This window comes from Hyphomicrobium sp. (assembly GCF_041674905.1).
GTDB lineage: Bacteria > Pseudomonadota > Alphaproteobacteria > Rhizobiales > Hyphomicrobiaceae > Hyphomicrobium_B.
This window is the reverse complement of record NZ_JBAYUV010000052.1, coordinates 1-19577: the sequence shown is the minus strand read 5'-3', so window position 1 is coordinate 19577 and position 19577 is coordinate 1. Positions and strand designations below refer to the sequence as shown.

Genomic DNA, 19577 nt, shown 5'->3' with positions numbered 1-19577 from the left:
TCGGAATGGTTGTTCCATAACTGATAATGTCGATCGATTTTATTTTCAGATCGGGTTTCGGGTTTTCCCATTTGTAGGTATACAGACCGACTTCTGATGACAGGTTGTTCCCGATCCACGCGATCCTGCACGCAGGATCTGTTATGCTCTCATCGCGGGGTTTCCACCAGTCGGCGGCGCCTTTCCCTGGCAGGATCTGCAGCGTTTTGCTGCTGGAGTCCTCATAATTAATCCGATACTCAAACAGCGGAGCCTTACGGACCCATCCCGCACCGTGCAGAAAAAACAGAGCCGCCGCTTTCTTTTCTACTGTTATCCCCCGGACTTCCTGAGGGAAAGATATGCTGTCGCCGCCTTTAAGAATAACGGCGGATCTTCCGTTATTTTTTGCGGGGTCGATAATGTCGTAGGGAACCCCGTAAAATGTCTGTTTCCCGGTCGGAATATAACACATGTCATTGGCTTTCCCCTGATCCGTCCATCCTCCTTTGCCGTCATGGGGAACATCATCTTCAAATCCCATATTGGCATATTTTCTGAGGTCAACAAAAAAGGCGCATTTCGGGTCGACCCCGCGGAACGTCCTCTGTTCCGTTTCCTTTTGTTTGCGCGCCCCGGAACCTTCTGCAAGCTCTTTAAGATATGCCGTGTCCGCGCCGGACTCTTTCTCCGCCAAGGCGGTTATTTCGGCTTCTGTTATTTGTCCGTCAGTGTATGGCGATTTCTTTTTCGAAATGAGGTAAAGTGCCCGTGTCTGCCTGGGAAGAAGAATGTCTATGCCGTCTTTCACCTCTTCAGGGGTCCAGGTTTCTTTCCCGGACGGGGACAGTATGGATTTCCAGGTCACTGCATCGTACACATATACGGGCCCGGCCGGCAGGTTCCTCGCATACAACCGGCCCGCTTTCGTACAATAGGTCCAATTAAACGCATGTAAAAACTGCGTATCCCCCCGGTTGATAACATCAAGCGTTACACTGTTGTCCAGTTTTCCGGAATCCCGTTCTGCGATAAAAAAGTCCCGCTGCACATTTTCGGATTCGCAGATCGCATCATAGACCGCACCCAGGTTCTCTTTCCCCTTGGAAAAGAGGAGGCTGTATACCTTTCCTTTTCCCAGCGTATTTACATAAATGGCGGGCTCTCCCGACTTGAACAGAGCGTATGCTTTGGCCGTAATGGGAGTTGCTGCTGCTTTCTGGGCATACAGGCCAATATTTTTTTCGTTATTCAGGATGATTTCACCCGCCTGTTCCTTGGCCAGCGGCGTCATCTCGACGCCCGTAATGTCACGGCCATCAGCCGGTCTGCCGTACTCGTTATGGCTGAACGCACCGGGAAAGACCACCAGTGTTCCCCCGTTTTTTACGTAGCTTTTCAAAATGGCTTTTGTTTCTCCGGATACATATTCGAGTTCCGGACAGATCAGGAGCGGATACTTTATATCCTGGTCGTTTTTACAAAATTCAGCTACAATAAAATCGAACGGCATCTGAATGTCCCGAAGCGACTGCTGAGAGTACATGTACTCCGTGCTTTCCCTTCCCGCCAGCTGCCAGCTTTGATGATCAAGGTACAATACGCCCACTTTGCCAACGACCCGCGGACACGGCATCACGATGTCTTTTAATTTCTCAATGCTGTCCCTGAACCGCCGAAGGCCGAACAGGGCTTTTTCCGTGTAGTTGTACGGATTGAGCAGGCAGGCTTCTTTATACGGCGCACTGAGCGCGGACGCTTTTGCTTCTTCATACGTCTTCCATTCCTGCCCCCGGCTCCCCCAGGTGTAGAGAATCGACCCGGAAAAACCGTGCATGGTCTGACTCCACAGTGCGCTTTCCAGATCGTCATCCCACGATGTAACACGCTTGCCGTTTTCATACCGGCAGCATCGCATTTCAAAATCGACGATGGGCCGGCCTTTCGAGTAGGCCTTAGCCAGAGCGGCCCCGAATAAAAATGTATCATTTCTGGCCGCATACCCGGCTTCCATCATGTTGCTGCCGTCAAATGAGTGTTCGGTTCCCATTCCCAGATGCAGACCGGTATATTCGACCCCGACGACGTCCATGAAGTCGTAAAATGTATAGTTAAACGCCGTATTATATGCCATCGACGGCATCTGATGCTGAGGCTGATAGGTGAAATATTTCGGCGTCTTTCGATTATCAACGTTCAGGATAAACCCCTTGAAATCTTTCAGGTACCCCGCCAACAGTTCCGATTGAAAATACATCCAATCGTACCACAATCCCGGATCGTTATCCTGTATGGTTTCCACTTTGGCCGCCGCATCCTCAAACGAGGAATAGGAACTCCCCCAGATTTCATTGGCACTTCCAACAGTGATGTATTTCTGCTTCAACCACGACTTGAATAAGGTCATGTTTTCCGGGGAAAAGCTGTTGTAAAACGGTTCATTCAGCAGTTCATACACGACCGGATTCCCGCCGTGATCAAGGACAAACTTGGTTGCTTCTTCGTACATCGTTTTGTACAGCTCCATACTCTGCGGGTACGAGGGATCGAACGGAAAGAAATTGTCCCACCACCCGTTCTTCTGGAAATATGCATCCGGAATGACCCCTTTTGCCTTTCTCCCGATACCCAGATACAGAGCGATGTCAGAGTAATCCATAAATATCGGCGCTGGACTCATGCGCTTAAGTACCCCGGCGGCTATATTTTCCGCGTTGGAGTAATAATCCTGATGATCTTTCTGTAACATTTCCGGGTAGTATTTCTTCATGATGAAATACGTTACAAAATTTATAGGCTGGTACGTGTTAAAGCCAAAATCGGCCATGATGTTTCTGTCAATGAGTTCCCCATACGCCCTGTTTTTCGACCACGGCCCGCGCCGGTCATACGAGACGTTTTCTGCCCACGAACAGAACGGTCCGGTGAAAAACTCATATTGGCCGTCGCGCATAAAAGCGCCGTTTTCGATGTGCAGATCAGCGGAATCCCTTTTTGACGGATCGTCATTAAGCGCCGTATTTTCAGCAAACAAATTAAAGCCGGAAAGAACAATGAAACCGGCGAGAATGGAACCGTGAATACGTCTGTACATACTGGAACTCCTCCGCTCTAAACAATCCGTGCATGAATCAGCCGAATAAAATTCATACGAATGAACCAAGCCTATATTAAAAATCCCGGCAAACACAAGTATGTAATTCAGAGTTGGTTATATTTTTCGTACTTTCGTTCTGAGGTTCTCCATTTAAATCCTGTTGTTCGGGCTGGATCGTTGTTTTGTCGTAACAGATGCCATGGCAGCCGCTAGTTTGAGAGCGGGTCGCTATACGCTGGGAGAGAAAGCTGTTGAAGTAGATGAAACGCATGTGCCTTGGTCTGCAGACCACTCACATTTCGTAGATTCGGCTGCTACCATGCAACGTTGTGCGGATATATTGACACAGGCAGACAGGGCTCTATGCGGACAAGATTTGGGTGAACCCTTCCGTTCCAGATAATGGAAATCTTAATTGAGCACGGTTTTGGAGGAACGGATCAGGTCATGACGATCCCGATCAATGGGGCGATGAAGATTGAACAGGCCGGTGCTTTGCGAACCGCGGTCTATGAGCACACCCCGGAACGGCAAGGACATGCCAACGGGGCTAAGCCGAAGAGTGTAAAGAGCCGTCTGGGCAACCTCGCATTCAGCATTCCTCTGGTGCGTGGAGGGGCTGAGTTCTACCCCTCCGCCTTGGATACGGGGAAACGTTCTGAACGGGCGTTAAAGCCAGCAATGGCTGAAATGTATATTCAGGGCGTAACGACCCGGAAGGTGTCCGGTGAGCCGGAAAACTCTGCGGGCTGGACGTCAACTCCGTCGATGTAAGCCGGGCAGGTGCGATACTCGATCAAGAGTTGCAGCTCTGGCGCAATCGCCCCCTCGGAAAAGTCCCTTATCTCATGTGCTTGATGCCCGATACGAAAAGGTGCGTATAAATGGATCGGTCGTCTCCTGTGCAGTTCTAATCGCCACCGGCGTACTGGCCGACGGGAAGCGCCCGGTCCGTCGATCTCTCCATCAGCGAAACAGAGGTTCATTGGCGCGAGGTTTTACTCGGCCTGAAGAAACGCGGCATATACAGCGCGAGGTTGGTCACCAGCGATGATCACGGAGGACTGTCAGGTACATCTTCAGCGTAACGCCGCAGCCCATATGCCCAAGGTCGATATCTGTGAAGCGATCGTCGTCGCAAACCTCCGCAGTATTTTCAACGCTCCCAGCCGGGAGGAAGCCGACCGCCTGCTCGTCAAGACCATGGAAAAGTACTCCGGAAAAGCCGGTCGTCTGGCCGTTCAGCTGAAGGAGGATACCTCCCCCGACGGACTGACGGTGTTCGCCCTGCCGGAAAAGATCAGTGACGTCTGCGTACGGCGAACATGGTCGAGCGATAAAACCGGGAGATCGAGCGGCGTACGCGCGTGTCGGGACTCTTCCCAAACGGGATCTCACTGCGCAGGCTCGTGAGTACAATATTAGTGGAGGTCAGCAAGGGTTGGGAATCTGCCGATAAGGCGTACTTAAAAATGAAGGCTGACTGAAGCGCTATGCGAAATTACAGAAAGAATGTTGCGCTGTCAGGATTTCGCGTGCATTCATTTCCGCAGCTTACAAATTTTATATTGACGGCAGATAATAAACGTTGGTATAAGTATAATTCATACGTATGAGTTAAGTTTAAAAAGAGCATTTCGCCAAATTGGGAATCAGTTGGCTGATGGCTATCATTGATCCGGGCAAGTTATGTGCTCAGATGTGGGTATGCCATTTATTGCATGAGGATAAAATAAAGATTAAGTAGCGCACGTGTATTTGCGGTATGCAATGCTACATACAAGGAGGGTTGATATGACGAAAACAGTAATTTTCATAATGCTTTTTAGTATGATTCTTGCAACGAACGGAATTGCTAAGACTTGGGATTTTAGTTCAGGTGCAAAACCCGATAAATTTTCTGTCTGGCATGAGGCAGATGTGGATGTTAGTGAAACGATCGATGCCGAAATGGTATATCCAGAAGGCAAGGGGGCCATTGTTTTGACGGTTAATGCACCTTCTGCAAAGAATCATTGGTCAACACTCCAATGCTTTTTCCATTCATATGAGGGGGTAAAAAAAGGGCAAACATATCACACGGCTGTTTGGTTGAAAGCGAGCGAGCCTTTTACTGCCCAATACCAGTCGGTTATGGGGAAGCCTCCGTTCAGTTCATTAGGGACAACCGCCCGCAAGTCAGTCAGAGTCGAGACGGAGTGGAAGAAAATCGAACTGGTTTATACTGCTAATGTGGAATTCAAGCCAGTCCGAATTGTCAGTCTTGGTCTCGGGAAAGCGCCGAAAGGGGCGGTCATTTCGATTGCTAAATGTACGGCAGATCAAGTCGATTCTGAACAAACAGCCGCTGCTCCGGAACAAACAGCCGCAGAACAGGTCGTTTCTGAACAAACAGCCGCAGAACAGGTCGTTCCTGAACAAACAACCGTGGCGGCAGCGCCGTTGTCAAATTCGCTTCCTGATAGCGTCCCCTTGGAGCAAGTTGTTTCCGCGCAGGAATTGGAGGCTAAGACATTTTCACTGTTGGAGAATTATGTCGCTGACTTTGGAGATCCTAAAACCCATGTTCTGTACGGCGGCAGGCTGGCAAAAATTGATACGTGGAAATATTCACCCGAACAAATAAAGCAACGGTTGCCGACGCCGTGGGGGTACGGCTCCCGCATTGAAGACACCTCCCTGCATGTGGGCCATATGCTCGGTGCGCTCCTTGATGCATATCAGGCAAAACCAACTCCCTATATAAAGACCCAGATTGAAAATATGTATTCCGCGTTGAAATACATATATGAGTCCTGCCCCGTGCCCGGTATTGTCCCCCGAGGTCCTCATCCTAATGATCGCAGCGCGTATTACGATGATTCCTCAATGGATCAAAACAGTACGTTTATTATCAGCCTGAGTTTGTATGCGAATTCGCGACTTGCCTCAGAAGAAGACAAGGCATTTATTAAAAAAGCCCTGAATGAAGTCGGCTACCGACTGGAGGAACACGGCTGGCAGATTGTAAGAGCCGACGGTAAGACGCAGTGTCATGTAGGTTTCCATTGGACCCAGATGAATTCAACGGGAATAGCCATACTCCTGCCGTCGGTTTACGCCCTCTACAAAGGGACAGGCAATGAACACTGGCTGGAAGAATATGAGAAGTTTGGAACAGAACAGGGTTCCAAAAGATGGGAGATCATGACTCCGGGTTCGCATACGACAATCAACGCCCATCCGATCTATGCAAACCAGAACTGTTTTCGACTTAATGCCTTTTACCAACAACTCGACGACGGAGCCCACAAGAAAATCATTCGCGATCTCATGAAAAAATCAGTTGAACTTCAGCTGAACAGGGACTTTCCCGGAGATCTTCTCAAGGGTAAGTATATGAAGGCAGAAGACATCGCGCAGGTTGCAGAAAAAATGAACTGGGGAGACGCAGACCTTCACGGAGTCGTGCTCGCGAAGAACCTTTTTGATAAGCAGAAAATTGACTCACTGAAAGGGAAACCTCGAGACATCGCCACACTTGCTCATATCAGGTTCCCTCTCGGGGCATTTCACATGATTATGAACAGCGAAGATGACAAACTCATCATGCAGTATGTCCCCGTGATCTGGGAAATGCTAAACGCGGTTGACCTTAAGAGTATTGATTCCGCCGAGACCAACTACCTGTTTTCGGTCGTCGCGCTTCAGCTGTATGCCTACTACTACACGATGACGAGTCCGGCTTCCGTCCTTGTTCAATAGGAATTTTTCTTCTCAACGAGGCATCTGAGATGAGAACGCTTTGCATTCCAAAACGCCCTATTTAGATAAAACCAAAGCGCAGTTCAGAAACAGCATCTGCGGAAAAGCCTTAAAGTGAAGGAAACGGCCGGAGGAAACAAAAATGCGGATTGGGATATTCCTCTTTTTTTGGATGATGGTAAGCGAGGCCCTTCCTGTTGCATTGAACAAATGGAACTTTGAGCAGGATGCAAGCGGTCTGACTTTGGCCCGTGCTGAAAATTCGGGAAGTTCCGGGGCAACTTTTTCATCAGGCGGCGAAGGCTTCCTCGAAACGGACGGTGCAGGAGGGCTTGTAGACACTTATAACGTGCCGGGTTCCAATGGGATGTGGAACAGCGGAGCCATATTGACAGCTTCATTAAGTTCGGCTACTTCAGGAGTTTATTATTTGCGCTATGATTTCGATTATGATCTGAACGATCCGGGCAATGACAGCGGCACCGTTCTGGGTCTGATGTTCACAGATGCGTCTGGAACAAATCTGGCGGGCGTTGTATTGGTTTGTGACAAAGGTTCATCGAGTGCTCCGGATTCATTTCCTCTGACAGGAGTCGTCTCTAACCTCGCGGAAACCGGCATGGCCGCAGTTGTCATAAAAGTGGATCTGGATGCGCAGGAAATGGACACCTGGGTTAGTCTGACAGGAGGGGCGGGTCTTGTCGAAGCTGCACCGGTGCAAACCGGACATCCCATCCATCTTCCTTCGATTGATCAACTCCGATTTCACGCTACTGGCGATTTCTGTCCCTCAAATTCCTATGATTATGCCCGTATAGGCAACATTGTAATGGCTTCCTCCTGGGCGGAGATTGCAACGGAGTTGACAGTTCATCCCCTCTTCCATGATTTGGCAGTGATCCAGCGAGACAAAGCCGCTCCAGTATGGGGGCAAGGATTTGCCGGAGAGACTGTTGAGCTTTTCCTTGACGGGCAGTCTGTGGGAACCACGGTAGTGGATTTAAACCATCAGTGGCAGATCGACTTGCTCCATGCTGCCGATGGCGGGATTTCTCATACCCTTCGGATTGAACAGTCGGATAGCCAGTCTATTTCGATTGCGGACGTTGTCTTCGGAGATGTTTATCTCGCAGCCGGACAGTCCAACATGGGTCTTCTTATGAACGCGACTTCCGGGTACGAACAGGAAGCTGCTTTAGCAAACTATCCATTGATCCGCAGGATAGTCATCGCAAATGCGCAGGCAAGTTCTGTTCAGACAGAACCTGTTATCAGTTCCCAATGGCTAAACTGCAGTCCGTCAACGGCTCCGTATTTTATAGCAACCGGTTATTATTTTGCGAAAAATATTCATTTGCAAACGGGAGTCCCGGTGGGATTGATGGATTCGGCCTGGGGGGGACAGGAAATAGATGGATTCCTCAGTCCATCCGGAATAGCGAACGTTCCCGAGTTGTCAGGAGTTCAGCAATATCATGAGCAGGGAAATCTGACGAATCTCTATACTATCTATAATGCAATGATCGCCCCGCTCGTTCCCTATGCCTTACGTGGTGCTATCTGGTATCAGGGCGAGGCGAATCATATGCTCGACGGGGACAGTTATCGATTCAAGATGCAGGCCTTGATTCGAGGCTGGCGACAGGACTGGAATCAGGGGAATTTCCCGTTTTATTATGTGCAATTGCCTAATTACAGCCCGATTACACCCACTTCCAAGTGGAACGAAGTTCGGGAAATTCAGCGATGGATGCTTTGTGAGACAAACTGCGGAATGGCAGTGACCATTGACATAGGGGATGATGCAAACATCCATCCGACCAATAAACGGGATGTAGGTTATCGACTTGCTCAATGGGCGTTGGCAAAAGACTTTCAGAAGGAGGTAATTTGTAGCGGACCGCTATATTTTAAATCTAAGATTGAGGATTCTTCGATTCGTATACTCTTCGATTATGCGGAGTCGGGGCTGTTAGTCGGCCGCAAGAACGGAACAAATACCGTTGAGCAAATTTCAGAAGGTCCTCTCGAGAATTTCGAAATTGCCGGATCCGATAGGGATTTCAAGGCCGCGGATGCATGGATTGATGCAGATACTGTAGTTGTTTCCAATGCCCTTGTTGCGAATCCGTGTTATGTGCGTTATTGCTATTTGTCGGCACCCACCGGATCCAACAAGCTGTACAACGCTGCAGCCCTTCCGGCCTCTCCGTTCCGGACAGACTCAGATTACCAGTTGGTGGTCATTTCAGGATCGGGAACCGGTACGTTGATTCCCGGCACTTTACAGCAGATCGTGGCAAGCAACGCACCGAACGGGCAGGTGTTTGATCGCTGGATTGGTGCGGCGGCGGAACTCAGTGATGTCAACACCTCTACTGCGGTAGTAACGATGCCGGAGCATGAGCTGTATCTGTTGGCTACGTATCGCGCCACTAATACCCCGGCCTATACGCTGACCGTTCACAATGGATTCGGAAGCGGGACGTCTCAGGCCAGTTCGATCTTGAACATAGAGGCCGGGGCTTCTCCCGTCGGTCAGGTCTTTGATTGCTGGACTGGTGATACCAATGTTTTGGTGGATGCTCAGGCCTTCTCAACGACTCTGCAGATGCCGGCGACAAACATAACCATTATTGCACAGTATCGCATCGTAGACAGTGTGGGAGATGGAATCGCAGATGATTGGCGAAACGAATATTTTCCGGATGGCGGCGATGACTGTTTGGCCGACGCTGATCCCGATGGTGACGGCGCTGATAATTATAGCGAATATCTCAGCGGGACATCGCCTGTGGATGGTCAGTCTGTTTTCAAAATCAACGGCTTTCTGTGTTCCAGCAACACGGTATCTGTCGACTTTTCCAGTGTGTCAGGCCGGCGTTATCAATTGGAGCGGACGATCTCGTTGCTGTTGCCGACGTGGGAAACTCTTTTTTATAACATTACCGGAACCGGGGTGGAACAGACCTTTCAAGCTGCAGTTACACAGAGTCCATCGGAATTCTACCGGGTAACTGTCTGTGGGGAAGAGGAGTAAGCGGATTTACTCGCTGCCATAGCCTTGCAAAATGGATTGACGGTCAGGCGGTGATCCGTTGGGTGGAACGCCGCTGTAATACCGTCGCGAGACTAACCGCATGCTGGAGGAACAATGATAAAAATACCGGGACTGATGCTTGGGTTGATACTGATTACGAATAATACGTTTGCAGAGCTGGGGCTTCCATCCATTTTTTCCGATCATATGGTGATCCAAAGAGAAAAGACCGTTCCAGTCTGGGGCACGGCCAATTCCTGTGCGTCAGTAACCGTACAGTTCGCCGGACAAAGCAAAACCACCACATCCGATGCAGACGGAAAATGGCAGATAACCCTGAGTTCATTGGCGGCCTCCAGTCTGCCTAGACAGATGACCGTTCTATCCGGGACACAGCAGATTATCTTTACAAATGTACTCGTTGGGGATGTCTGGCTTTGTTCCGGGCAATCCAATATGCAGATGCCGCATGAGGGATGGGCTCTGCCATGTGATAATGCGGCAGCGATTATTTCTGATGCCACCAATCACCCCAATATCCGTCTTTTCCTAACACCAAGCTGTGCCACTAATGAACCGCTGGAGTGGATCGATTCTGCATGGCAGACCTGTTCTGAGACGAGTGTGAGGCCTTTTTCCGCCTGCGCTTATGCATTCGGACGCAAGCTGAATAATGACCTGAATGTTCCGATCGGATTGCTGGAATGCGCTTGCGGAGGAAGCACCATTGAGACATGGACTCCATTTGGTGATATAAGCTCCATTACGAACGTTGACCAAACAACGCCTGGTGCACTTTACAACGGCATGCTACACGCGCATATTCCGTTCGCTATTCGCGGGGCAGTCTGGTACCAAGGTGAGAACAATCATAAAGACGGCATGCTCTATGTCGATAAGATGAGGATGATGCTGGTCGATGGCTGGCGCAAATTATGGGGGTATGACGTCCCTCTATATCTGGTTCAGATCGCCCCGTATAACTATAGTGAAGATTATCAGATCATTCCGGCATTCTGGGAGGCACAGGCCAAAATCGTCGATGAAATTCCATCGACGGCAATGGCTGTTATCAGTGATGCGGCGACATTGGATAATATTCATCCAACCAACAAAGAAACTCCAGGAACCCGTCTCGCACTGCTGGCAGAAAAGAATGAATACGGACAGGCTCTGGTTTGTAATGGGCCGACGCTCAGCGCTTTTGAAAATCTCGGCAGTCAACTGAAGCTGACGTTCAGTTCTGCCGCGGGTCTTCAAACCCGAGACGGCCAGTCTCCCGACTGGTTCGAAATTGCCGGAATAGACGGTATTTTTTACTCCGCACAGGCCTCAATCAGTGGCAGTAATGTTTATCTGAGCGCATCTGCTGTTCCTGCACCGGCGTCCATGCGCTTCGCTTGGAGTAAGGTAGCTGTTCCGAACCTGATTAACGGTGCCGGACTGCCAGCATCTGCGTTTCGTGCCGAAGCGGAACAGGATCATGCCTCGCTTTCCATCACGAATGGGTATCGGACTATCTATGAGTGGAATATTCCTCCGCAGGCGAATCATATGTCGATTCCCGTTCAATACTCAGTAAATCACGGCCTATATGATACGGATGCATTCAGCCGGGTGGGGTACCTGCTGGAGCTGCAGGCACCGAGTGGAACATTGCAGTACGCGTTTGCCTCGATGGATCCGTTTACCAACGACCTCACAAAAATCGGGGTGCCTGTTTCTTCCGAAGGGGCCTCGTTTATGCAGAGGGTTCATAACCTTACCGTGCGCAGTAATGTCGGCGGAGTTGTGCAATGCACTGAGACGGATGGCGGGAATATTGAATTCTTTTCTGGAAATTACTGGAAGTCAAATTCTTTAGCAATTCCCAACGCTTCCGATACCGCATATGATTTCGGCGATGTCGCCTCAACGAATCCAGCAGGCTATAGCTGTATGCAGGTTCATAACTGGCAGAATCAACAGACTGTATTTGCTCTTAATCGCTGGGGAACCGCCGGTACTGTTGACATTGGAATCGGCAATGCATCCAGTGGTGCACTGGACTGGACTTTTCATGGTAACGCAACGAATTATTTGCTGCATCGCCTGACGGTCATGGTTTCCAAGCTGCAGATTCCGGAGATGGACGACTTCCGGACTATTTACGAACTGAATATTCCGGCCGATGCCAATTACAGAGCCACTGCACCGCAATATACAATTGATAACAGTGAAACAGACGTAGAAGCTTTCGGCCGAATCGGCTACCTGCTCGAATTGCAGGAACCAGACGGACCTCTGCAATATGCCTTTGCTGCAATGGACGCTTTTACGGACAATCTGAAGGAAGTCGGTGTGCCTGTCAGTTCTGTTGGTGCAGGCTTTATGCAGAAAGTCGGCCATCTTACAGTCCGAAGCAATGTCAGCGGAGTTCAGCAATGCACGAATTCGGATTTTGGAAATATTGAATTCTGGTCCGGTGATTATTCGCAATATAACGCACAAAATATTCCTAATGCTTCGAGCACAGCATTTGATTTTGGAGATAAAGCGGGAACCAACTCTTTAGGCTATAGCTGCATGCAGATTCATAACTGGCAGAGTCAGCAAACAGTGTTTGCTCTTAATCGCTGGGGAACCGCCGGTACTGTCGATATTGGAATCGGCAATGCATCCAGTGGTGCACTGGACTGGACTTTTCATGGTAACGCAACGAATTATTTGCTGCGTCGTTTAACTGTTTTGGTCGCCAAACTGCGCATCCCGGAGATGGATGACTTTCGGACTATTTACGAACTGAATATCCCGGCAGATGCCGATTACAGTGCCACTGTACCGCAATACACAATTGATAACAGCGAGACCGACACCGGGTCATTTAGTCGAATTGCCTACCTGCTTGAGCTGCAGGAACCCGGCGGACCGTTGCAATATGCTTTTGCGGCAATGGATGCCTTTACAACGGATCTGGACGAGATCGGCGTGCCGGTCAGTTCCGTTGGCGCCGGTTTTATGCAGACCGTCGGGAATCTTACAGTCCGAAGCAATGTAGACGGCGTGCAGGAATGCACGGATATGGACTGCGGGAACATCGAATTCTGGTCTGGGAATTACTCACAATCAAATGCGCAGAATATTCCCAATGCGGCCGATACGGTATTCGATTTTGGAGACCATGCAGGAACAAATTCTTTGGGGTACGGTTGTATGCAGGTTCATAACTGGCAGAGCCAGCAGGCGGTCTTTGCCGTAAACCGCTGGGGGACCGCCGGTACCGTTGACATTGGAATCGGAAATGCATCCAGCGGAGCGCCAGACTGGACGTTTCATCAGAATGGAAACAGTTATACCGTACGGCGGCTGACGGTAATGGTGAAATAACACTGAATATGAACGATGCGAATTTAAGTTAAACTCGATTCCGCTCTTAGGGACAGTCCGGAAATCTACGGAGGGTTTAAATAAAGCAGCCTCGGTTTAGCATTACTTCCGCCTCATACATAATCGGAGCCTTGTAATTCAAGACTGAATATCTCCGGTATTTGGTTATAAAACTGCTCAATATATTCGACGATTCAACTGGGCTTCCGCCCGGCTGGTATAGTTTTCGTGCGGTGAACACTCCCCGGATAAACCGAGAAGTATTCAATTAGTTTAAAACCGACAATCCTTTACGTACATTTCTGCGATATCTTCCTCGGTTAGTGCTGTATCGTAGACTTTGACATCATCGATTTTGCCGTGGAAAAAATTACCAGTCCTCTCAGAACCGATTTGCATTTCGCTGTAGGAAACAAGGGGGCTGATTGTGTTGCCGACCGGATGAGCATCCGTATCTTTCAATTCCCCGGTTACATACAGTTTTTGTTCACCGGTTACCTTGTTGTATGTAAATGCGACATGAATCCACTCCTGCTGGTACGTATTGTCCAGAACGAAGTAGCTGCTTTGGTATGCCTTTGTTCCGGCATCATTTTCACTGGTCAGCATCAGCTGTAACATATTGCCGGCCAGAAAACGGAGCAAGAACCCTTCTTTCAGTTGATTATCCGCGTTGTATTTCATTCCATTGAATACCGTATCGACGGTATTGGTGCTGTCCCGATAAACCCAGGCAGAAAAGGTTATATCATTTGTATTTATCGCTAAGACGGAAACATAATCATTGGATCCGTCAAACTCCAAACAACTGTCGATTCGTCCGGTTGAGACCAGTGTTGCCCCATAAATAGACCATATTCGATACAGCAGAATCCATACGCCAATACGACATAACATCTCACGGCCAGTATTCAAATGCCCCAATATCAGGAATATCCCGAATTGGGTTGCCGCAAAAGTCTTCCGTAAATCCAAGATCCGCCCCCGCATCTATGCAGCAGGATCCGGACTGCAACGAAAAATCTCCTGTTTCCGGGTAAACAAAACACGGATTTGTAATCATCGAATGGCTTTCATACCCCGACCCCACCGCTGCAATATAACTAGCTATCTGGGAATAATCTGTGCTGACATACCGGATCGCCGCATTGGTACCTTCTCTATAATAAACATTATTATCTAATGAAAGAAACCGCGTGCCGGAACTGCTGGCTAAAGACAACGCATACGTCCCGGAAGAGTAGGATATATTATTGCGGAAGTTGATCCTGCTTACGTCGCCAGAAATATAAATATTCGCCCACACCCACGGACTTATGTTGGTCACAATTCCGTTGTTAAAAAAAGTATTGTTATATATTTCAACGTCTCCAGACAGAGGGGTGTTGTTAGCAATATACAGCCCTCTTGCCTGGTTATTATATATCAAATTGTAACAGAATAAACCGGTAGATTCTCTGGTTGATTCCAGGTAACCACCGCCGTGGATTAGCAGTGCTGTCGCGACGGCGTCGCCAGTTCCATCACCGTTTCGGATAATATTTCTCTCTACAATACTATTTTCCACATCCTGAACCTTTATCCCCGAACTAGTAAAACGGTCGACCGTATTGGATGCAATATGCGTGCTAGTAACGGGCGCTACGTCCATTGCCAAACAGGCAATCCCCTTCCCTTTAACGTTATTGACATGACCTGCCCAACCGTATCCGGTGTCGTTAATAACGTTGTTAATAATAGATGTATCGCTGATCAACCCGTCGATGACCTGTACCATGTGCGCGACCTCAATTCCCCCTCCGCACCGTTCGATTACATTATTCGCGAACATATTATTTGTTGAGACATAATTATTTCCGGCGCTGGACCAGTGTTCAACACAAACGCCCCAGTCCCACCACTGTGACATATAACAACCTGTTACAGACGAATTCTGAACCCCATTGTAAAAACCGAATGCATTGCCCCCCCTGCCAGCGGTGATGACGGTTCCCCCTCCCCAGGAGGCACTGCAGTTTCTGATATGGATGTTGTCGGAATAATAGGCCCCGACAGCCATGCTTGGTGCATATTTAAAGTATATGTCTTCAATATCCACATACGCACTGCCGGTGATTTTTATGATGTCATGACTGCATGACTCGATATGCCCGAAATAGGTTGCCGGATTTTCAATACAGTATGTAATGACACGTTTATTTGTTGTGTCCCAATAAAAGTCTTGTGCGCTTTGAAGCTCATTGGTTGACCACACTCTGTTCCCGACATTTTCCTGTTTTTCCTCGCCGAACATGTTAACGCAAGCATCACGACCAGCGTCTGCAATATTTGTTTCTGTTGTCCCCCACTGGTTGTTGCCCAGAAAGGTCCAGTCGTTTGTGTTCGAAAAGTCCCTTGATCCAAGGATTACGGGAAGTTGTTCATCTGTGCCATATGATCCGATGCGAAGAGGCGATCCGGATGTGCCTGTAACATTATTGATTTCGATCCCATCAGTCAGTCTGGCCGTCGTTCCTCGTTTCTGTAAAATCGTGTTCCCGGCCTGCCATAATCCTCGATCAGTAACGGCTTCCCACGTTTGAAACGGCGTGTTCGTGGAAGTTCCCGACCACACATCATTCCCGCCCGCCGGATCAATATAATACACTGTAGCGTTAGATGTTAAAAACATGAAGATAACCGACAAGATTGCGTTTTGACACTCCATCATGATGTTATCTCCTTTTAATTTAACACGGTTTGTTATGATACTTTTTATTTATCTTATATTACCAGAACCTTGGATTAAAAACGAGGCCGCAATTTATTGTGAACCGCTCCACGGGCTAAAGCCCGTGGCTTCTGATTTGTATACCTGCTCGGGAATATACCTCCTGACTACCCGTTCGTCCGAAACACCAATCCCGAGTCAAAATCTAAGACGAATTTTCCAAATATGTTAAGTTCAAACGTATGAATTCTAAATTTTTCGATCAATAGCAATTTTTACAGGAGATGAACCATTCTAGAGCAGTAGGCCTTAGAGCTATGGCAAGAATATTGGATAGGTCGAGACGTCGTCCCGGTCACCTCGTCTGCTCCGAACCTTTTCCCTATTTCAGCCCGACGTTTTATTTACAATCTTTGAATCTATCCACTCGGAAAGGTCTCTAAAAAACACACTTCCGAGAACACACCCGGGTTTTTAACGTTCCTCTCAGTTCTGCAATCTACGGAGCAGAGTATACGGCCCTTCCGGGATGACGGCAATGCGCGCATTCGGATTAGCTTCAATATAGCGGTCGATTGCTTTCTGAGCGCGTTCACGAGCGCTGCTTTGACCAAGAATCGGAGTCACAGAAATATGCTGCTGCATCTCCTGCGGGATTCCGTCGCTCACAAACCAAAGTTTGTTCAGGCCGATTCGATTCAAGACACGCGTCTGCATTTGATATTCCCACTGATCAAGACGGGTCTCGTTTTGAGAAGCTTCAATATCCTCTAAGAACCGGGGCCAATCGTTATTGTACTGCAACATCATTTTGGTGTAGGTATCGGATCCCAGTCCTTCCGCACACTGACTTACTTGTAATAATGTGGAGTTTTTCCCCAGAGCCGGCAAGGCGGTACACATTCCTTTGACAGTTTGATAAAAGGTTTGGTCAAGGGGGTACCCTCCGCCATTGGTTACAACCAGATCGAACGGGCGATCAATCCAGGCCGTTGTCCATTCTGCAACTTGCTTACACCCCTGCTGATGCGCGGCTTCAAGATCGCCGCAGTAAATCCCTGCCATACGGTGGTCGCGGGTGACAGCCACGTTGAATAGAAAATCCACCCCAACCGTTTTTGCAATGTTTAGAGCGATTTCATGACAGGGGTTATTGGCGAGAGTTCCTGTATCGGCGCGAGGATCCGCCATGGTTTTGTATCCGTGAAAACGCTGCACCGTTTCTAAATCGACCAGTGCCGGGCAGACTCCTTTGCGCCCTCCGGAAAAGCCCGCCATGAAGTGAGGTTCTATAAATCCCGTGACGATTCGAAAATCGGCTTGCGCGAAGCGCGAGCAAACACTGATGGGCGGATTTTCCTGAACACGCACCAGTGTTGCGGAATCATCGGCGCGGTGATCGATTACCTCAATGCGGTCAAGAATCTCCCGGCCAACCAGAAATTCCTGTTCAGCCGCAGTGCTTGGACGATGCATTCCGGTGCCGATAATGATGACAATCCGATTATCTTCGATTCCGGCTTCATTCACCGTGCGAAGAATCTCCGGCAGAAAATCGCGATTAGGAACAGATCGGGTGATATCAGAAATGGTAATGGCTACGGTTCGGGGCTTACGCATGGCAAGCAGTTCGCTAAGCGGCAGAGAACGGATGGGATTAGCCAACGCCTCCCGCACCGCCGTTGCGGGATTGGAAAGAGCCTGTATATTCTCTCCTTCCAAAACAACCGTCGAAGCCGGCAGAAGCAGCTTTATGCCGTCCTGACCGTATCGCATCGAAATAGGTTTTGATTCCGGCATGTGCGCTAGACCTCAAACACATTTCCGCGATTCAGAAGAAAGTCCGGGTCGATGGCGGCCTTGCAGCGTCGAACCTGTTCAACAGCTTCTGGACCGTAGCAACGCAGGAAGTCTTTGCGTTTGCGTTTACCAGTGCCGTGCTCACCCGAGTAAACACCGCCAAGATCCGCACTTTTGGCGATAATGTCGTCATACGCGGCGACAGCATCGTCAATCTGCTCCTTGTGCGGCAGAACCGTGAAATGCAGATGGCAGTCGCCGAGATGGCCGAACGACAGATAATCAAGTTTTTTCCCGACTAGGAGATTGTGCGTGTAGTCCAAAAATTCCGCGAAATGTTCTGTGGGAACCACGGCATCGGTCATGATGGTAAAGGCGCCCCGATGCTGAACCACTTCCAGTGCATTGGCGGGCATGGAGTGGCGCGCTTCCATAAACAGGGTTCGCAGTGCAAGACTGTCGAGCAGGATCATTGCCTCTTCATCAATGTCGAGTTCCGCTTTCGTCAACAGTTCGAGCCAAGCCTCCGCTGCATCGAGCTCGTCCCGACCGGAAAGCGGTTCCTGGATATAAATCCCGACCTGATCCTCTCCCTGAAAAAAGCGGGTTTCGTGATCCATATATTTCCGGCAGTGCACACCGAAGTATTCGAAGGCTGATAAATGACTTAAGTCGCCCTTAAAATGCTCATTGGCCGCCTGAAAAAGACGAACCGCTTCCGTTTCTGTCGGCAGCGAGAAAAAGATATCCAGATGGGCTTCCGGAGTTTCCTGCAACCGCAGAGTGCAGGCGGTAACAAGACCGAAAAGACCCTCACTGCCGATCACCAGATCAACAAAGTCCATCTGCCCGGACGGAGCAGAAAACGGCCCCCCCGCATTTTTAACAGCCGGGCGCTCATAAGCTGGCAGCAACCACTCGCGACGATCGCCATCCCTGTCGAGGATAAAGCGTCCGTCTTCGGAAACATAATTGCCCCGATCCGCCACCATGAGCATTCCGTCCGGAAGAAGAAACCGGATCGACTGAACCCACGAACGGATTGAGCCGGTTTCTCCCGGCGTGAAGCCGGATGCGTTGCAAGCCAGACATCCTCCCACGCAGGCATCGGCACGGCTGGTGGGATCGACGGGGAACATAAGCTGGTTTTCTGTCTGCTCTAAAACCGCGTGACGCAGATCTTCCAAAATCATCCCCGGAGGTACCGTCGCAGTTCGTTTTTCCGAATTAACTTCGAGCTCCGGCGTCAGCAGGCGCACGGTTGAAATAATAACACCGCCGTTGGGCGTGGCACTGCCGGTCAGGTTGGATTTTCCGCCGGAGAGAGTCATGGGAATGCCGGCCTTAAAACAGCTTCGAAGAATTACGGCGCACTCTCTTTCGTTTTTCGGACGACACAAAGCCTGCGCCGCCCCGGGCAGATTACTGCTATCCACCGCAAATCCGCCGACAATGTCCGGATCAAGCGTAAGCTCCAGTGCAAAACGATCCTTCAAAAACGCCGCCAGATCTGAAAGACTCTCGATCCCTTTATGCTTTGCACAAAACGCATCAATCGCTTTATACTCTGCTTCTTTAAGTACAAATTCTAAATCAAGAATGTGTGTGCTGCTCATTTTAATCCAATATTCCCTTTCTGGAACTGATATGCCTACTGCCTTCTTATCCTACGTCTGCGCCACAATCTGAATAACAATCATGACACGTTTTAATTTCCATCAGACACCCGCAACCGGAGATAAAGCGGAACTTCTTCCGGAACCGGCTTCACAAACAGGTGATTCGTTCCCGATCCACTGTCCGTAATGGACTCCCACAGGCCGCTGAGGAGATTCGTAGAG

The 19577-nt window shown here is 49.3% G+C and carries 11 protein-coding genes and 1 pseudogene; 7 read left to right on the top strand and 5 right to left on the bottom strand.

Features of this window, described 5'->3' with window-relative positions; genetic code table 11:
- The coding region (locus WC026_RS16030) for a beta-galactosidase trimerization domain-containing protein (RefSeq protein WP_372712012.1) at positions 1-3073 on the bottom strand (3073 nt) is incomplete at its 3' end.
- Between the two features lie 450 nt (positions 3074-3523).
- Between WC026_RS16030 and WC026_RS16025 the strand changes: the two genes are divergently transcribed.
- The 7 genes and pseudogenes from WC026_RS16025 to WC026_RS15995 all read left to right on the top strand — a co-directional run bounded on the left by WC026_RS16025 (position 3524) and on the right by WC026_RS15995 (position 13226).
- On the top strand, positions 3524-3850 hold the full coding sequence (locus tag WC026_RS16025; protein ID WP_372712011.1) for a transposase: 327 nt from the start codon (positions 3524-3526) through the stop codon (positions 3848-3850).
- Positions 3804-4130: a transposase gene (locus WC026_RS16020; protein ID WP_372712010.1), complete on the top strand. Its 327-nt coding sequence runs from the start codon at positions 3804-3806 to the stop codon at positions 4128-4130. The genes WC026_RS16025 and WC026_RS16020 overlap by 47 nt, the downstream gene beginning before the upstream one ends.
- Positions 4042-4489: pseudogene (locus WC026_RS16015) on the top strand (transposase). The gene WC026_RS16020 and the pseudogene WC026_RS16015 overlap by 89 nt, the downstream one beginning before the upstream one ends.
- Entirely contained in the window at positions 4444-4563 is a 120-nt protein-coding gene (locus WC026_RS16010; protein ID WP_372712009.1) for a hypothetical protein, read from the top strand. Before WC026_RS16015 ends, WC026_RS16010 begins: the two are co-directional and overlap by 46 nt.
- A 307-nt stretch (positions 4564-4870) precedes the next feature.
- Positions 4871-6820 (top strand): hypothetical protein, encoded by a 1950-nt coding sequence (locus WC026_RS16005; RefSeq protein ID WP_372712008.1) that lies wholly within the window; start codon positions 4871-4873, stop codon positions 6818-6820.
- A gap of 142 nt (positions 6821-6962) precedes the next feature.
- Positions 6963-9860 carry a sialate O-acetylesterase gene (locus WC026_RS16000; protein ID WP_372712007.1) on the top strand — a complete coding sequence of 966 codons (2898 nt, stop codon included), beginning with the start codon at positions 6963-6965 and terminating at the stop codon, positions 9858-9860.
- Between the two features lie 114 nt (positions 9861-9974).
- Positions 9975-13226 carry a sialate O-acetylesterase gene (locus WC026_RS15995; RefSeq protein ID WP_372712006.1) on the top strand — a complete coding sequence of 1084 codons (3252 nt, stop codon included), beginning with the start codon at positions 9975-9977 and terminating at the stop codon, positions 13224-13226.
- 273 nt (positions 13227-13499) lie between these two features.
- Here the strand turns inward: WC026_RS15995 and WC026_RS15990 are convergent, their stop codons facing one another.
- The 4 genes from WC026_RS15990 to WC026_RS15975 all read right to left on the bottom strand — a co-directional run bounded on the left by WC026_RS15990 (position 13500) and on the right by WC026_RS15975 (position 19352).
- Entirely contained in the window at positions 13500-14150 is a 651-nt protein-coding gene (locus WC026_RS15990) for a LamG domain-containing protein (RefSeq protein ID WP_372712005.1), read from the bottom strand.
- On the bottom strand, positions 14125-15936 hold the full coding sequence (locus tag WC026_RS15985; protein ID WP_372712004.1) for a right-handed parallel beta-helix repeat-containing protein: 1812 nt from the start codon (positions 15934-15936) through the stop codon (positions 14125-14127). Before WC026_RS15985 ends, WC026_RS15990 begins: the two co-directional genes overlap by 26 nt.
- Positions 15937-16422: 486 nt before the next feature.
- On the bottom strand, positions 16423-17736 hold the full coding sequence (gene larA / locus WC026_RS15980; RefSeq protein ID WP_372712003.1) for a nickel-dependent lactate racemase: 1314 nt from the start codon (positions 17734-17736) through the stop codon (positions 16423-16425).
- A 5-nt stretch (positions 17737-17741) separates the two neighbouring features.
- Positions 17742-19352 (bottom strand): FAD-binding oxidoreductase, encoded by a 1611-nt coding sequence (locus WC026_RS15975; protein WP_372712002.1) that lies wholly within the window; start codon positions 19350-19352, stop codon positions 17742-17744.
- Positions 19353-19577: the final 225 nt, after the last annotated feature.